Origin of the sequence: Pseudarthrobacter sp. NPDC059871, assembly GCF_042731175.1 — a bacterium.
Taxonomy (GTDB): Bacteria; Actinomycetota; Actinomycetes; order Actinomycetales; family Micrococcaceae; genus Arthrobacter.
Genome location: NZ_JBHWJV010000015.1, coordinates 102415 through 116441, shown reverse-complemented (window position 1 = coordinate 116441; position 14027 = coordinate 102415). Strand labels below are relative to the sequence as shown.

General features: G+C 64.8%; 15 protein-coding genes and 1 tRNA gene. 14 read left to right on the top strand and 2 right to left on the bottom strand.

All coding sequences use genetic code 11. From position 1 onward, the window contains the following. Nucleotides 1-11 precede the first annotated feature (11 nt). The 10 genes from ACFV4R_RS18790 to ACFV4R_RS18745 all read left to right on the top strand — a co-directional run bounded on the left by ACFV4R_RS18790 (nt 12) and on the right by ACFV4R_RS18745 (nt 9616). The gene (locus ACFV4R_RS18790; RefSeq protein ID WP_268158178.1) at nt 12-1355 is read left to right on the top strand and encodes a cation:dicarboxylate symporter family transporter; all 1344 of its coding nucleotides are present in this window, start codon (nt 12-14) and stop codon (nt 1353-1355) included. A gap of 221 nt (nt 1356-1576) precedes the next feature. After that, a complete protein-coding gene (locus ACFV4R_RS18785) occupies nt 1577-2476 on the top strand; it encodes a ParA family protein (RefSeq protein ID WP_045732436.1) in 900 nt (299 codons plus the stop codon). A 7-nt stretch (nt 2477-2483) separates the two neighbouring features. After that, on the top strand, nt 2484-3296 hold the full coding sequence (locus ACFV4R_RS18780) for a segregation and condensation protein A (protein ID WP_377203776.1): 813 nt from the start codon (nt 2484-2486) through the stop codon (nt 3294-3296). Then, a complete protein-coding gene (locus ACFV4R_RS18775; RefSeq protein WP_377203777.1) occupies nt 3293-3958 on the top strand; it encodes an SMC-Scp complex subunit ScpB in 666 nt (221 codons plus the stop codon). The genes ACFV4R_RS18780 and ACFV4R_RS18775 overlap by 4 nt, the downstream gene beginning before the upstream one ends. 112 nt (nt 3959-4070) lie before the next feature. Beyond that, nucleotides 4071-5282 carry a pseudouridine synthase gene (locus ACFV4R_RS18770; protein ID WP_377203778.1) on the top strand — a complete coding sequence of 404 codons (1212 nt, stop codon included), beginning with the start codon at nt 4071-4073 and terminating at the stop codon, nt 5280-5282. Nucleotides 5283-5285: 3 nt separating this feature from the next. Further along, complete coding sequence (locus tag ACFV4R_RS18765; protein ID WP_377203779.1) at nt 5286-6395, top strand: prephenate dehydrogenase; 1110 nt, start codon at nt 5286-5288, stop codon at nt 6393-6395. After that, the gene (gene cmk, locus ACFV4R_RS18760) at nt 6395-7108 is read left to right on the top strand and encodes a (d)CMP kinase (protein WP_377203780.1); all 714 of its coding nucleotides are present in this window, start codon (nt 6395-6397) and stop codon (nt 7106-7108) included. The genes ACFV4R_RS18765 and cmk overlap by 1 nt, the downstream gene beginning before the upstream one ends. A gap of 31 nt (nt 7109-7139) precedes the next feature. Then, nucleotides 7140-7820 (top strand): lysophospholipid acyltransferase family protein, encoded by a 681-nt coding sequence (locus ACFV4R_RS18755; RefSeq protein ID WP_377203848.1) that lies wholly within the window; start codon nt 7140-7142, stop codon nt 7818-7820. A 10-nt stretch (nt 7821-7830) separates the two neighbouring features. Next, a complete protein-coding gene (gene der, locus ACFV4R_RS18750; protein ID WP_377203781.1) occupies nt 7831-9381 on the top strand; it encodes a ribosome biogenesis GTPase Der in 1551 nt (516 codons plus the stop codon). A 158-nt stretch (nt 9382-9539) separates the two neighbouring features. Next, a tRNA-Pro gene (locus ACFV4R_RS18745) sits at nt 9540-9616 on the top strand. Nucleotides 9617-9698: 82 nt separating this feature from the next. Here the strand turns inward: ACFV4R_RS18745 and ACFV4R_RS18740 are convergent. Together ACFV4R_RS18740 and ACFV4R_RS18735 are read right to left on the bottom strand one after the other, a co-directional pair. Beyond that, nucleotides 9699-9989: a hypothetical protein gene (locus ACFV4R_RS18740; protein ID WP_377203782.1), complete on the bottom strand. Its 291-nt coding sequence runs from the start codon at nt 9987-9989 to the stop codon at nt 9699-9701. A gap of 584 nt (nt 9990-10573) precedes the next feature. Beyond that, nucleotides 10574-11443 carry an Fpg/Nei family DNA glycosylase gene (locus ACFV4R_RS18735; RefSeq protein WP_377203783.1) on the bottom strand — a complete coding sequence of 290 codons (870 nt, stop codon included), beginning with the start codon at nt 11441-11443 and terminating at the stop codon, nt 10574-10576. Nucleotides 11444-11606: 163 nt separating this feature from the next. On the opposite strand from ACFV4R_RS18735, the gene gcvH reads away from it, so the two are divergent. The 4 genes from gcvH (at nt 11607) to ACFV4R_RS18715 (ending at nt 13870) form a co-directional block, all read left to right on the top strand. Continuing rightward, on the top strand, nt 11607-11993 hold the full coding sequence (gene gcvH / locus ACFV4R_RS18730; protein ID WP_015936750.1) for a glycine cleavage system protein GcvH: 387 nt from the start codon (nt 11607-11609) through the stop codon (nt 11991-11993). Nucleotides 11994-12150: 157 nt separating this feature from the next. After that, entirely contained in the window at nt 12151-12627 is a 477-nt protein-coding gene (locus ACFV4R_RS18725; RefSeq protein ID WP_015936751.1) for an FHA domain-containing protein, read from the top strand. A 23-nt stretch (nt 12628-12650) separates the two neighbouring features. Next, nucleotides 12651-13367 (top strand): MerR family transcriptional regulator, encoded by a 717-nt coding sequence (locus ACFV4R_RS18720; protein ID WP_015936752.1) that lies wholly within the window; start codon nt 12651-12653, stop codon nt 13365-13367. Continuing rightward, nucleotides 13367-13870, top strand: coding sequence for a bifunctional nuclease family protein (locus ACFV4R_RS18715; RefSeq protein WP_015936753.1), 504 nt, complete (start codon nt 13367-13369; stop codon nt 13868-13870). Before ACFV4R_RS18720 ends, ACFV4R_RS18715 begins: the two co-directional genes overlap by 1 nt. The last annotated feature ends 157 nt before the right edge of the window (nt 13871-14027 follow it).

Genomic DNA, 14027 nt, shown 5'->3' with positions numbered 1-14027 from the left:
GGAGACACATCATGGCTTCTCAACGGGGAGAGTCCCTGGACACCGCGGCGCCGCGGCGCAAAGGCCTCGACAAGTCGCATTACCTCTACATTGCCGTTATTGCCGCCGTTATCCTGGGCGCCCTGGTGGGCCTGCTGTTCCCGGAAGTCGGCAAATCCCTCAAGCCCCTCGGTGACGGGTTCATCAAGCTGATCAAGATGATGATCGCCCCGGTGATCTTCTGCACCATCGTCCTGGGTATCGGCTCCATTGCCAAAGCTGCAACGGTGGGCAAGGTGGGCGGCCTGGCGCTGGGCTACTTCATAGTCATGTCCACCTTCGCCCTGGCCATCGGCCTCGTGGTGGGCAACCTGATCCACCCCGGCGAGGGACTCAAGCTCACGCCGTACGATCCCAACAAGAAGGCCGCCACTGACAGCACCGTGGACTTCCTGCTCGGCATCATTCCGGGCGACATCCCCGTGCTGCCCACCCTGCTCGCAGCCATCCTGGTCGGCTTCGCACTGCAGAAGATGGGCCCCTCGGGAGCTCCCATCCTCAAGGCCATCGGACACGGACAGGCGCTCGTCTTCCGGATCCTGATCATGATCATGTGGCTGGCACCCGTCGGCGCCTTTGGTGCCATCGCAGCGGTGGTCGGCGCCACCGGCTTCCAGGCCATCGTCAGCATGTTTACCCTGATGATCGCGTTCTACATCACCTGCGCACTGTTCATCGTCGTCATCCTTGGCGGCATCCTCCAGGTGGTCTCCGGCGTCAACATCTTCAAGCTGATGAAGTACCTGGGCCGCGAATACCTGCTGATCTTCTCCACGTCCTCGTCCGAAGCAGCGCTTCCCCGCCTGATTGCCAAGATGGAGCACCTCGGTGTGTCCAAGCCGGTTGTCGGCGTCACCGTTCCCACCGGCTACTCCTTCAACCTCGACGGCACGGCCATCTACCTGACCATGGCCTCCCTGTTCGTGGCCAACGCCATGGGAACCCCGCTGGACCTGGGCGCCCAGATCTCCCTGCTGATCTTCATGATCATCGCGTCCAAGGGTGCAGCCGGCGTCACCGGCGCCGGCCTGGCAACGCTCGCAGCAGGCCTGCAGGCCCACAAGCCCGAACTCCTGGGCGGTGTTGGCATGATCGTCGGCATCGACCGCTTCATGTCCGAAGCCCGCGCACTGACCAACTTCACCGGCAACGCTGTTGCCACGGTCCTGATTGGTACCTGGGTCAAGGAAATCGATGGCGGACAGGTCACCCGGGTCCTCTCCGGCGAGCTGCCCTTCGACGAGCAGACCATGATCGCCGGGCACGGCGAGCTTGCGCCGAAGGAAGAAGGCGCGAAGGCTGCCGCCAGCGCCTAACCCCGCCTTGCAGTCAAACGGCCCCCGGAGCACGCTCCGGGGGCCGTTTCGCGTATCAGGAGCCTCAACCTTCGACCTCAACTAGAGGGTCAAGGCTCAACATTCGAAGAAAGTCAAGTTACCCGGAATGCCGTGTCGGCGGCTGTAGCCTTGGGAGGAAGGAACGGCGCTGGGGATCCAGCGGCAAGCAAGTCACCGTCATCGAAAGTGTGGACAGATACGTGAGCAGCGAACAGGGTGCGGCAACTCTGGAAGGCACGGAATTCGACCTCGACAACGCGGTGATGGGCCCTACGGGTCGCCCATTGCGTGAGTTCCCCGAACCCGCGCCGCTGCCCTCCCACGGGCCCGCGCGCGTCATCGCCATGGTCAACCAAAAAGGCGGAGTCGGGAAGACCACATCCACCATCAACCTCGCGGCAGCCCTCGCCGAATACGGTCGGCGCGTCCTGCTGGTGGACTTCGACCCCCAGGGTGCGTTGTCGGCAGGCCTGGGCGTCAACCCCCACGAACTGGACCTCACGGTCTACAACGTCCTGATGGACCGCAAGGTGGACATCCGCGAAGCCATCCACCACACCGGCGTGGAGAACGTGGACCTGCTGCCTGCCAACATCGACCTCTCTGCTGCCGAAGTGCAGCTGGTCAACGAGGTAGCCCGCGAACAGGTCCTGGACCGTGCGCTGAAGAAGGTCGAAGACGATTACGACGTCGTCCTCATCGACTGCCAGCCGTCACTCGGCCTGCTGACAGTCAACGCCCTCACCGCCGCCCACGGCGTCATCATCCCGCTGATCTGCGAATTCTTCGCCCTGCGCGCGGTAGCGCTGCTGGTCGAAACCATCGACAAGGTCCAGGACCGGCTCAACCCGCGCCTTCAGGTTGATGGCGTGCTGGCCACCATGTATGACGCCCGCACCCTGCACAGCCGGGAAGTCATCACCCGCCTGGTGGAAGCTTTCGGGGACAAGGTTTTCGAAACGGTCATCAAGCGCTCCATCAAGTTCGCGGACGCCACGGTGGCCGCAGAGCCCATCACCAGCTACGCCGGCACCCACGTGGGGGCGGACGCCTACCGCCGCCTCGCCAAGGAGCTCATTTCGCGCGGCGGCGCACCCTAGCCACGCCGTGGCCGAATCCAAACCCGGCTTTGAGGTGCGGCTGGCCAACTTCACCGGCCCGTTCGACCTCCTTCTCGGACTCATCGCCAAGCACCAGCTCGACATCACCGAAGTTGCCATTGCGACAGTCACCGATGAGTTCATCAAGTACATCCGCAAGCTGCAGGAACTTGGCGAGGACTGGGCGCTGGACGAGGCCAGTGAGTTCCTGGTCATCGCAGCCACGCTGCTGGACCTGAAGGCGGCCCGGCTGCTGCCCGCCGGCGAGGTGGAGAGCGACGAAGACATCGCCCTCCTGGAGGCAAGGGACCTCCTGTTTGCCCGCCTGCTGCAGTACAAGGCCTTCAAGCAGGTGGCAGGGCTTCTGGGCGGTACCCTCCACGAGGAGGGCCGTCGGTTTCCCCGCCAGGTGGCCCTCGAGGAGCATTTCGCCGCGATGCTTCCGGAACTTGTGTGGAAGCACACCCCGGAGCAGTTCGCCGCCCTCGCCGCCGCGGCCCTCCGGCCCAAGGCTCCGAAGCCAATTGAGGTGGGCCTGGGGCACCTGCATGGCGGCACGGTCAGCGTCAAGGAACAGGCGGAGATCCTGGGTGTTCGCCTGCAGCAGGAATCACCCCTGACCTTCAGGGCGCTGACCGCAGACGCCGATTCGACGCTGGTGGTGGTGGCACGGTTCCTGGCCCTCCTGGAGCTGTACCGGGACAGGGCCGTGGCCTTCGACCAGCTGTCACCGCTTGCGGACCTGGCCATCCACTGGACGGCAGGGGAGCGCGACTGGTCGGCGGAAAACCTGAGCGAAGAATATGAGGAACAACCGTGAACACCGCTGACAGCCCCGAGGGCCATGACGATGCCAGATCCGGGCTCCGCGACCTGCCCGGTGGTGCCAAGGCCGCGCTTGAAGCCGTGCTCATGGTGGTTGACCAGCCGGCCACCGAAGATGAACTGGCGGCCGGACTGGAACTGACGCTGGGGGAGGTCCGGGAATTACTGGCGGATCTTCAGGCTGATTACAACGGGTATACTGTTAACGCCCCGGATGAGGAGCAGGCCAGTTCACCTGGCTTTGGCTCCAGCCCCCGGGGTTTTGAATTGCGGAACATCGCCGGTGGCTGGCGGATCTACTCCCGCCCGGACTTCGCCGACATCGTCGGGAAGTATGTGCTCGAGGGGCAGACTGCCAGGCTCACGCAGGCGGCATTGGAAACGCTGGCGGTCATCGCTTACCGGCAGCCCGTTTCCCGGGCTCGGGTGTCTGCAATTCGCGGGGTCAATGTTGACTCTGTCGTACGGACTCTTGCCCAACGCGGGCTGATCGAGGACGCGGGAACGGATCCCGAGTCCGGGGCCATCCTTTACCGGACCACCTCCTACTTCCTTGAACGGATGGGAATCAGCTCTGTGGCCGGGCTTCCGCAGCTTTCCCCGCACCTCCCGGGGCTGGAAGGCATCGCGGAGTTCTACGACGCCGACAGAATGTAGGTCCGGAAAATCCGGCCTGCAGATGAATATCCACCAGGGCAGATAGTTTCTGCCCGGCTGGCTAGGGTTGTCCGTGGACAGCTTTGCCGGCCAAAACAGCAGAGGACGGGTCATGACACAGGCGGGACGCCAGGGTTCACCACGTAACAGCTCCGGACGCGGCGGCGCGGACCGGAACAAGCCGCAGGGCAACACCCCCCGCAGGGGGACTGCCGGCGGAGGATTCAGCGGAGGTTCCGCCGGCGGCGGCCAGCGCGGCCAGGGCTTCGGCAGCGACCGCCCGCACCGCGCCCCCAAACCGCGCGAAGAACGGTTCATCGACCCGGATCTGGCCGGTTCCCAGCAAGGTGGCGCGCCGGAGCGGTCCAGCAAGCCTTCTTCCCGGAAGCCTGCCGCCCGCAAGCCGGGCGCCAAGAAAGCTCCGGGAACCCCGGGTGCCCTGAAGCCCAAGCCCCGCACGGGTGCTCCCGGCGCAGCGGCCTCCCGCGCCTTCGGCAGCGAACGCTTCGGGCAGAACCTCGGGCCGGTCCGGAAGCCGGGCCGCAAGAAGCGCCCCCGCACCGACGTTCCCCAGTCTGAGCTGCACGACGCCGACGGCGTACGCCTGCAAAAAGTCATGGCCTCCGCAGGAGTTGCGTCCCGGCGCGTCTGCGAAGAGATGATTGCTGAAGGCCGGGTCGAGGTGGACGGCCAGGTAGTGACCGAGCTTGGGGTCCGCATCGATCCCACTACGGCGGTCATCCACGTGGACGGGCTGCGCATTCAGCTGGATGAAAACCTCGTCTACATGGTGTTCAACAAGCCCAAGGGCGTTGTGTCCACGATGGAGGATCCCGATGGCCGGCCGTGCATCAGCGACTTCCTCAAGAACAACAAGAACACCGGTGAGCGGTTGTTCCATGTGGGCCGCCTCGACGTCGCCACCGAGGGGCTGCTGCTCCTGACAAACGACGGCGAACTGGCCAACCGCCTCACCCACCCTTCCTACGAAGTCCCCAAGACCTACCTGGTCCAGGTGCGCGGCCCCTTCCCGCAGGGAATCGGCGCGCAGCTGAAAGCCGGTGTGGAACTCGAAGACGGGCCGGCAGCCGTGGACTCCTTCCGCTTGGTGGACTCCACTCCCGGGCACGTGCTGATCGAAGTGGTGCTGCACTCGGGCAAGAACCGCATCGTCCGCCGCATGTTCGATGCCGTCGGTTTCCCGGTGCAGCGGCTGGTCCGCGTCAAGGTGGGACCCATCGGTTTGGGCGACCAGCGCCAGGGCAGCATCCGCAACCTCGGCAAGCAGGAAGTCGGCCACCTGCTGGCGTCCGTAGGACTCTGAGGCATGTCCGCGTTCAAGAGCCACGGCCGCGGGCACCTGGACGGGCCTGTCGTCGTGATCGGCACCGGATTGCTGGGGACGAGCATCGGCCTGGGCTTGAGGGGCCGCGGCGTACCCGTTTTCCTGTCCGACCCTTCGCCCACCAACCAGGCGGTGGCTGTTGACATCGGCGCTGGCCGGCCTCTCACAGAGCTGGCCGGCGCTGCACCGCAGCTGGTAGTGGTGGCGGCACCGCCGGATGTCACGGCCGGGGTGGTCACCACCGCGCTGTCCGATTACCCGGACGCCGTGGTGGTGGACATCGCCAGCGTCAAGGCAGGCATCCTGTCGAGCCTTCGGAGCAGCGGCACGGACCTGGCCCGCTATGTGGGAACGCACCCCATGGCCGGACGCGAAAAGTCCGGACCGGTTGCAGCCCGCGGTGAGCTTTTCACGTCCATGCCATGGGTGGTGTGCCCCTCGGAGGAAACCTCCGCAGCAGCCCTGCAGATTGCGCGTTCGCTCGCAACGGACCTGGGTGCGGTCGTTTCACAGTTCACTCCGGACGAGCACGACGAAGCTGTAGCTCTCGTTTCCCATCTGCCCCAGGTGATGTCATCCTTGCTGGCCAGCCGGCTGCAGGGGACACCGCTCCATGCGTTGTCCCTTGCCGGGAACGGGCTGCGCGACGTCACCAGGATCGCTGCCAGCGATCCCACTCTGTGGGTGCAGATTTTGGGCGGTAACGCCGGCAAGGTAGTGGACATCCTCTACGGCGTCCGGGAAGACCTGAACCGCCTGATCGGAACACTGGAAAACCCCACCGCACCGGGGGCGAGGCTGGACCTCGCTCAGCTGATGAGCGAGGGCAATGCCGGCCAGGCCCGGATCCCCGGCAAGCATGGCGGACCGCCGCAGGCGTATTCCTGGCTTACCGTGCTGGTGGACGACCGGCCCGGCCAGATTGCGCAGCTGCTCACGGAGATTGGCGAGATCGGCGTGAACCTGGAAGACCTGCGGCTTGACCATTCCTCCGGACAGAACGTCGGTATGGTGGAAATATCAGTGCTGCCCAATAAGCACGACCACCTGATCGAAGCCCTCAACGACCGCGGATGGCGGGTACTTCAGTAATGACACAAGAACTCCTCGAATCCGTGCGCGCCCTGCGCATCGGCCGGCCGCTCGTTGTTGCCATCGACGGCCCCTCCGGTTCCGGTAAATCCAGCGTCAGCAAGGAAGTGGCCCGGAGGCTGCGGATTGCCTACCTGGATACCGGGGCGATGTACCGGGCCCTCACCTGGCACTGTGTCACCACCGGCATAGACCTGGAGGATGCCGCAGCCGTGGAACAGGCCTCGCGGGACCTGGTGCTGGAAGTCAGCACCAGCCCCAACGAGGAATATGTCAGGGTGGACGGCGTGGACGTCACTGATGCCATCCGCGAACCCGTCATCTCCTCCGCCGTCAGCGCGGTGGCCACCACCTTGGGTGCACGGACCGAACTGATCCGCCGCCAGCGCGACCTGATCGAAAAGCACCACCGCCGCATGGTGGTGGAGGGCCGGGACATTACCACCGTCGTCGCCCCCGGTGCTGAGGTGCGCATGCTGCTGACTGCCAGCGAGGAAGCACGGCTGCGCCGGCGCGGTCTCCAGCTCGGCGGGACGCAAAACGCCGAGGAACTGGCAGCCCAGGTCACGCACCGCGACGCCAAGGACTCAGCCGTGGTGAACTTCACCCAGGCTGCTTCCGGCGTGGTGACGCTTGACTCCTCGGACCTGGACTTTGAGCAGACCGTGGATGCCGCACTGGTGATTGTCACCAAGGTCCTCAACCGTGACTGAGGGCACCACCGGGGCACCCGGGGGCTGGACCATGGCCTGGAGCCGGCCTGTCGGCTGGATCCTTGACCATCTCGTCTACCGCACCGCCGTGACCGGCCGGGACAACGTGCCCACCGGCGGCCCGGTGATCTTTGCCGGCAACCACATCAGCTACCTGGACGGACCGGTCATGTTCGGGGCCGCGCCGCGGCCCATGCACATCCTGGTGAAGCAGGAGATGTTCAAGGGATTCCTTGGCCGTGTCCTTGCCGCCTCCGGGCAATTGCCGGTGGACCGCCGCGGCGACCGCGCCGCGCTGCAACGGTCCAAGGACGTGCTCGACGCCGGGCGTTGCGTCGGGATCCTGCCCGAAGGTACGCGGGGGAGCGGGGACGCCGCGGGGATCAGCGGCGGCGTTGCCTGGCTTGCCCTCAATTCCGGCGCACCTGTGGTGCCGGTGGCCATCCTGGGCACGCGTGTTGGTGGGGAACACCTCGACTCCGTGCCCCGGCCGGGCCGCCGGTTCCATGTGGCCTTCGGCCCCGCCCTGACCCTGACCCGCAGGGCAGGGGAAACAGGCCGTGCTTCAATGGACAGGGCGGCGCAGGAAATCCGCGCAGCGCTGGCCGGGCACGTCCGCGACGCCATTCAGCTCAGTGGGCAGCCGTTGCCGTTCGCTGATGCTCCCCAAGACTTAACAGCAGTAGCCGGGACGCCGGCAGATGACCACTAAGGACAGTGCAATGAGCGACACCACGCAGACATCCGGGCATTCCGGCTCCGCCGAGTACGAGTACACGCCTTCCGGCACCGACCAGGTGGCCGAGCGGCTAGCGGCGATCGGCGACGACGAAGCCGAGCTCCGTGCTGCCTCCCTCCGGGCAGGCCTGGAGGATTACGAGCTGGATGAGGAAGATGCCGCCCTGCTCAGCGGCGAATACGGCGACGATGACCTGGACGGTCCCGTCAAGCTGGATCCTGTCCTGGCCATCATCGGCCGGCCCAATGTGGGCAAGTCCACGCTGGTGAACCGCATCCTCGGCCGCCGCGAAGCAGTGGTGGAGGATACCCCCGGCGTCACCCGCGACCGCGTCATGTACTCGGCCAGCTGGAACGGCCGGAACTTCACCCTCGTGGACACCGGCGGGTGGGAACACGACGCCCGTGGCATCCACGCACGGGTCGCCGAGCAGGCCGAGATGGCCGTGGAACTCGCCGACGCCGTCCTCTTCGTGGTCGATTCCGCCGTCGGCGCCACCGCCACGGATGAAGGCGTCATGAAGATGCTCCGCCGCAGCAAGAAGCCGGTCATCATGGTGGCCAACAAGGTGGACGACTTCGCCCAGGAAGCCGACAGCGCCGCACTGTGGGGCCTTGGTTTCGGCGAGCCGTACCCGGTCTCCGCCCTGCACGGCCGCGGCGTCGCTGACCTCCTGGACCACGTCATGGATGTGCTGCCCGAGTTTTCCACCGTTGAAGGCGTGGAGCGTTCCGGCGGTCCCCGCCGCATCGCGCTGATCGGCCGCCCCAACGTGGGGAAATCCTCACTGTTGAACAAGCTCGCGGGAACCGAACGCGTGGTGGTGGACAACACCGCCGGCACTACCCGGGACCCCGTGGACGAGTTCATTGAACTTGGCGACCGCACCTGGCGCTTCGTGGACACTGCAGGTATCCGCCGCCGCCAGCACATGGCGCAGGGCGCTGACTACTATGCCTCGCTGCGGACGCAGGCTGCCCTTGAGAAGGCGGAGGTCGCCGTCGTGCTCCTCGCCGTGGACGAGGTCCTCAGCGAGCAGGACGTCCGTATCCTTCAGCTGGCCATCGAGTCGGGCCGTGCCCTGGTGCTGGCCTTCAACAAGTGGGACCTCCTCGACGACGAACGCCGCCGCTACCTGGAACGCGAAATCGAACAGGACCTGGCGCACGTCGAATGGGCCCCGCGCGTTAACATCTCGGCCAAGACCGGATGGCACAAGGACCGTCTGGTCCCCGCACTGGACCTTGCCCTGGAAAACTGGGACAGGCGCATCCCCACCGGCCGCCTGAACGCCTTCCTCGGCGAACTGGTGGCTGCCCACCCGCACCCCGTCAGGGGCGGCAAGCAGCCGCGCATCCTCTTTGGTACCCAGGCCTCCAGCCGGCCGCCGAAGTTCGTGCTCTTCACCACCGGCTTCCTCGATCCCGGGTACCGCCGATTCATCACGCGCCGGCTTCGGGAAACCTTCGGCTTCGAAGGCACGCCCATTGAGGTCAACATGCGCGTCCGCGAAAAACGCGGCAAGAAGCGCTAGCGCGGGTGTTGACTCCGACACGTCCGGGCCTGATTCCCGGAAAGTGTCATAAGCACCCCTTTCGATCGTGTAAGCTCTTCTAGGTGGTTCGGCCGGACTGCTGATGGAAATCTTCGGAGAAATCCGGGATAACCTGCAGCGGAGAACGGCGGAACCAGCGGGCTGTAGCGCAGCTTGGTAGCGCACTTGACTGGGGGTCAAGGGGTCGCAGGTTCAAATCCTGTCAGCCCGACCATGAAGGGCCGCTTTCCGGAACAACTCCGGAAAGCGGCCCTTTCGCTTTAACGCCCGCAAGCGCTAATTGATGCACTGACGGATCAGTACCGCACGCGGATCACGTAGCAATTCCTCCTGTTGTCGTACCTGTCGCCCCACTCAAACCAGTGGTGGCCGCGGCGGTCGAAACAGATGAACAGGTACCGGTGATCGCGGTGGTCGCGGTCACGGTCGCTGCGGTCGTGCCGGTCCTTGTCGTACGTCCTGGAATAGGACGAGTTGTGGTCGCTGACCTTGTCGTTGCTGTTGGCGAAAGCGGCAGTTGCCGAGCCGCCGAGCGTGAGTCCTGCCACCAGGACAGTCGAACTCAAAAAACGTGCTGTTCTCTTCATGACATTTTCCTCAGGTGATCGAATGGATCGATACCCCGCAGGAGCAGGCAAGCAGGCAGAATGGGCAGGCACGGGCCGTCATATGGGCGCGGTCCACGTCGTTGTCGACTCGCCTGTCTGCGGTTGTCACTCAAGCCTGTCGCGTGAGTATGGAAGCTTCGGCTTGAGGGTGCGGGCGCCGGCCCAGCGCGTGAACCTGTTTCCCCCGGTTCACGGTTGAGGGGGCGCTTCAGTGATGACTGAACACATGCAAAAGGCCCAGAGGGGCACTTTGTGTGGGAAGTGAGCGCCTGTGTCTGGACCCTCATGTAACCAGTTTCCGTCCGCCTGGATATGTGCATTCGGGGGACGTGACATCAAGGATACTAAGGTGTTTCCGGCGTGGGAAGGGACTTGCCTCCCTTACCTGCGATCCCTGCAAACATGGGGGAGTGAGGCGTTTCCAGCGTCTCTCCGGCAACCGGTGCGGCCGTAGGCCGCCTACCCGCGGGTAGCACGCCGATGCCCGGCTCCGCCGCCCTGAAATGTCCCGCAGCCGCGGGCGCTGCCCAGCCGCCGCGAACGTCACTTCCCTCTTGGGCCGGCTATTTCAGGAACTTGGATGTACGGCGGTCAGCAAGGATCTTGCCCTTGGTCTGGCACGTGGGGCAGTACTGGAGCGCTGTGTCGGCGAACGACACCTCCCGCACGGTGTCCCCGCAGACCGGGCACGGCAACCCCGTGCGCGCGTGAACGCGCATATGGCTGCGCTTGACGTCCTTCAGATCCTTCGGAGGTTTGCCCTGGGCTTCGGCCAGTGCTTCGCCCAGAATGCCGTGGATGGCCTCGTACAGCACCTGGACAGTTTCCCGGTCCAGGGATTTAGCGGTTGCAAACGGGGAAATGCGGGCCGCATGCAGGATTTCGTCACTGTAGGCGTTCCCAATGCCGGCGATCACGCTCTGGCTGCGCAGGAGGCCTTTGATCTGCTGGGAACTGGCCCCGAGGATCTCGGCCAGCATGCCGGCGTCGAACGCCTCCGTGAACGGATCCGGACCCAGAGCGGCGATCCCGGGTACGTCCTGCGGATCCCGCACCACGTACACAGCAAGGCTCTTCTTGGTACCGGCCTCCGTGAGGTCGAACCCGCGCGGCCCGTCCGGTCCGGAGAAAGCACAGCGGACGGCAATCAGCCCTTTGCCCATTTTCAACTGGCTGTCTGCGGGGGAGTCCGTGAAGCGGAGCCAGCCGGCGCGGGCCAGATGGAACACCAGGGACATGCCATCGGTGTCGATGCTGATGAACTTCCCAAAGCGGCGGACTCCGGCCACGGTGCGGCCCTCAATCGCATTAAAGGGAGGATCCGCCGTCTTGAGCACCGCGAAGGAAACAACCTGCAGTTTGGTCAGGACGGCGCCTCGCAGCTGTCCGTCCAGGAAGGTGGCCAGGCCGGCCACCTCAGGAAGCTCCGGCATGGTTACCCGCCCTCTCCGCTCAGTCCGGCACAACGAAGCGCGCTCATGCGTCCCATCTTCGCAGACACCCCCGTGAACGCCCCGGCAGATATGCCTATACTTTCAGCGGCGGCTCGTTTCCGCGCCTCCTGACCTTGGTGTCCAGCCCTACGAAAGGCCCCCAATGAGCAACATTCCCGAAGACCTGTCCTACACCGCCGAGCACGAGTGGGTCACTGCCCCCAACGCTGACGGCGTGGTCCGCGTGGGCATCACCGACTTTGCCCAGGACGCCCTTGGGGATGTTGTGTACGCGCAGATGCCCGAAGTGGGTACAAAGGTTACGGCCAACGAAGTGGTGGGCGAAGTCGAATCCACCAAGAGCGTCAGCGACATCTACGCGCCGGTTTCGGGCGAAATTGTGGCCCGCAACGAGTCACTCGACTCCGATTCCGCACTCATCAACACTGATCCGTACGGCGACGGCTGGCTGATCGAGGTCAAACTGGCCGAAGCAGACGCTGTTGACTCGTTGCTCAGTGCATCCGAGTACGAACAGCAGGTAGGCTAAAGCTAACCGGTAAAGCCGGTCCGGCCCGCCTCGCAGGCACGAACGTCTTCGCACGTCAACGGCCGGATGCGGAGCCGGAACCGGACCTGCCGGGAAGGTCCGGCGGGCAAACGTTGGCTGCAGCCCTGACGGGCGGCAGCGGGAAGAGGAGGAATCCATGGCTGGCCACACACAGAACCCTGCCGATGGGGAATACGGCACGGGTGCGGCTAAGGCGTCGGAGACCACCTCGATCCATCTCACCCCCATCCGGGATGAGCCCACCATCGCGCCCAAGCTCTCCCTTGAGGAGCGCAACTCCGTCGAGGCCCTGCCTGCAGGTTCGGCGCTGCTCGTAGCGCACAGCGGACCGAACGCCGGAGCGCGCTTCCTCCTCGACTCGGACGTTACGACGGCGGGCCGACACCCTGACGCTGACATTTTCCTCGACGACGTCACAGTTTCCCGCCGCCACGTCGAATTCCGGCGGACGGCACGCAGCTTTGAAGTGGTGGACCGGAACAGCCTGAACGGCACCTACGTCAACCACGACCGCGTGGATGCTGTGGAGCTCAAGTCGGGCAGCGAAGTCCAGATTGGCAAGTTCCGCCTTACCTTCTACCTGAGCCCTGCCACAGCTGCAGGCCGCGGCTGATCCGGGGACCGCTGCCTGTGGCAATGGCACAACCCGAACGCCGGGGACCCCAGGTCCTGAACATTGGCGAGGTACTCGCCCAGCTCAGTGCCGACTTCCCGGGCATGACAGCGTCGAAGATCCGGTTCCTTGAGGAAAAGGGCCTCATCAACCCCCGGCGCACTCCGGCGGGTTACCGGCAGTACTCCGACGGCGATGTCGAACGCCTTCGTTTTGTCCTTGCCCTGCAGCGGGATCAGTACCTCCCCCTGAAGGTCATCAAGGACTACCTTGATGCCATCGACAGGGGAGAGCGTCCGGAAAACCTGCCGCCCGGCGTCGTGGTTTCACCGCGGATCGTGTCCGACGAACTCGCTGCCGAACTCCAGAACCATGGCCGCAAGCTCACCGAAGAGCAGCTGCGGACAGAATCCGGCGCCAGCGTCCCGCTCCTGAAGTCCCTCCTGGACTTCGGTCTCATCAGCCACACCAATGGCCGGTTCGACGAACATGCCCTCCAGGTTGCGCGTGCCTGCGTTCAACTCGAGGGCCATGGACTTGAGCCACGCCACCTCCGTCCCTTCCAGGCGGCGGCCGAACGGGAGTTCGGCCTCGTGGAACGCGCGGTGGCACCCCTGGCGTCCCGCAAGGACTCCGCATCCCAGGCGCGTGCAGCTGAGGCAGCCCGCGAAATCAGCGACCTCTGCCTCACCCTGCACCGTGCTTTGGTACAGGACCACATCTCACGCATGGACATCTGATGATTGAAGTCGAGATTGTTGGCGTTCGGATCGAACTGCCGTCCAACCAGCCACTGGTGTTGCTCCGCGAGATGCATGGGGAGCGCCACGTCCCCATCTGGATCGGAACGCCGGAGGCCAGCGCCATCGCCTTGGCCCAGCAGGGCGTGGTTCCACCCCGGCCCATGACGCACGATCTCCTGGTTGACGTCGTGGAATCGCTGGGCCACTCGGTGGTCAGCGTGAACATTGTTGCCGTGGAGGACAACATCTTCTACGGGCAGCTGCAGTTCGAGAACGGCACCACTGTCAGTTCGCGCGCTTCCGACGCCCTCGCTATTGCCTTGCGGGCGAAGTGCCGCATCTGGTGCGCAGACTCGGTGATGGACGAAGCCGGAGTCCGCATCACCGAGCACGACGAAGGCGAGGACACGGAGCCGAACCCCACGGTGGACGAGGAGCGCGAGCTGCGCAGGTTCCGTGAATTCCTCGATGACGTGGAGCCGGAAGATTTCGACGGCTAGGTCACGTTAAGGTTAAAGTTGAGGCTGAAAGTTTCGACACGCCCCGTCAAAGCGCCAGCGTCTTTGACCTTGTGACCCTCCGGGCCTAACGTCGAAGTATCAAGTTCCCATTGCTTACGGCAGCCGCGCAAGTCACACTGGAAAGTGCGCCCCGCGT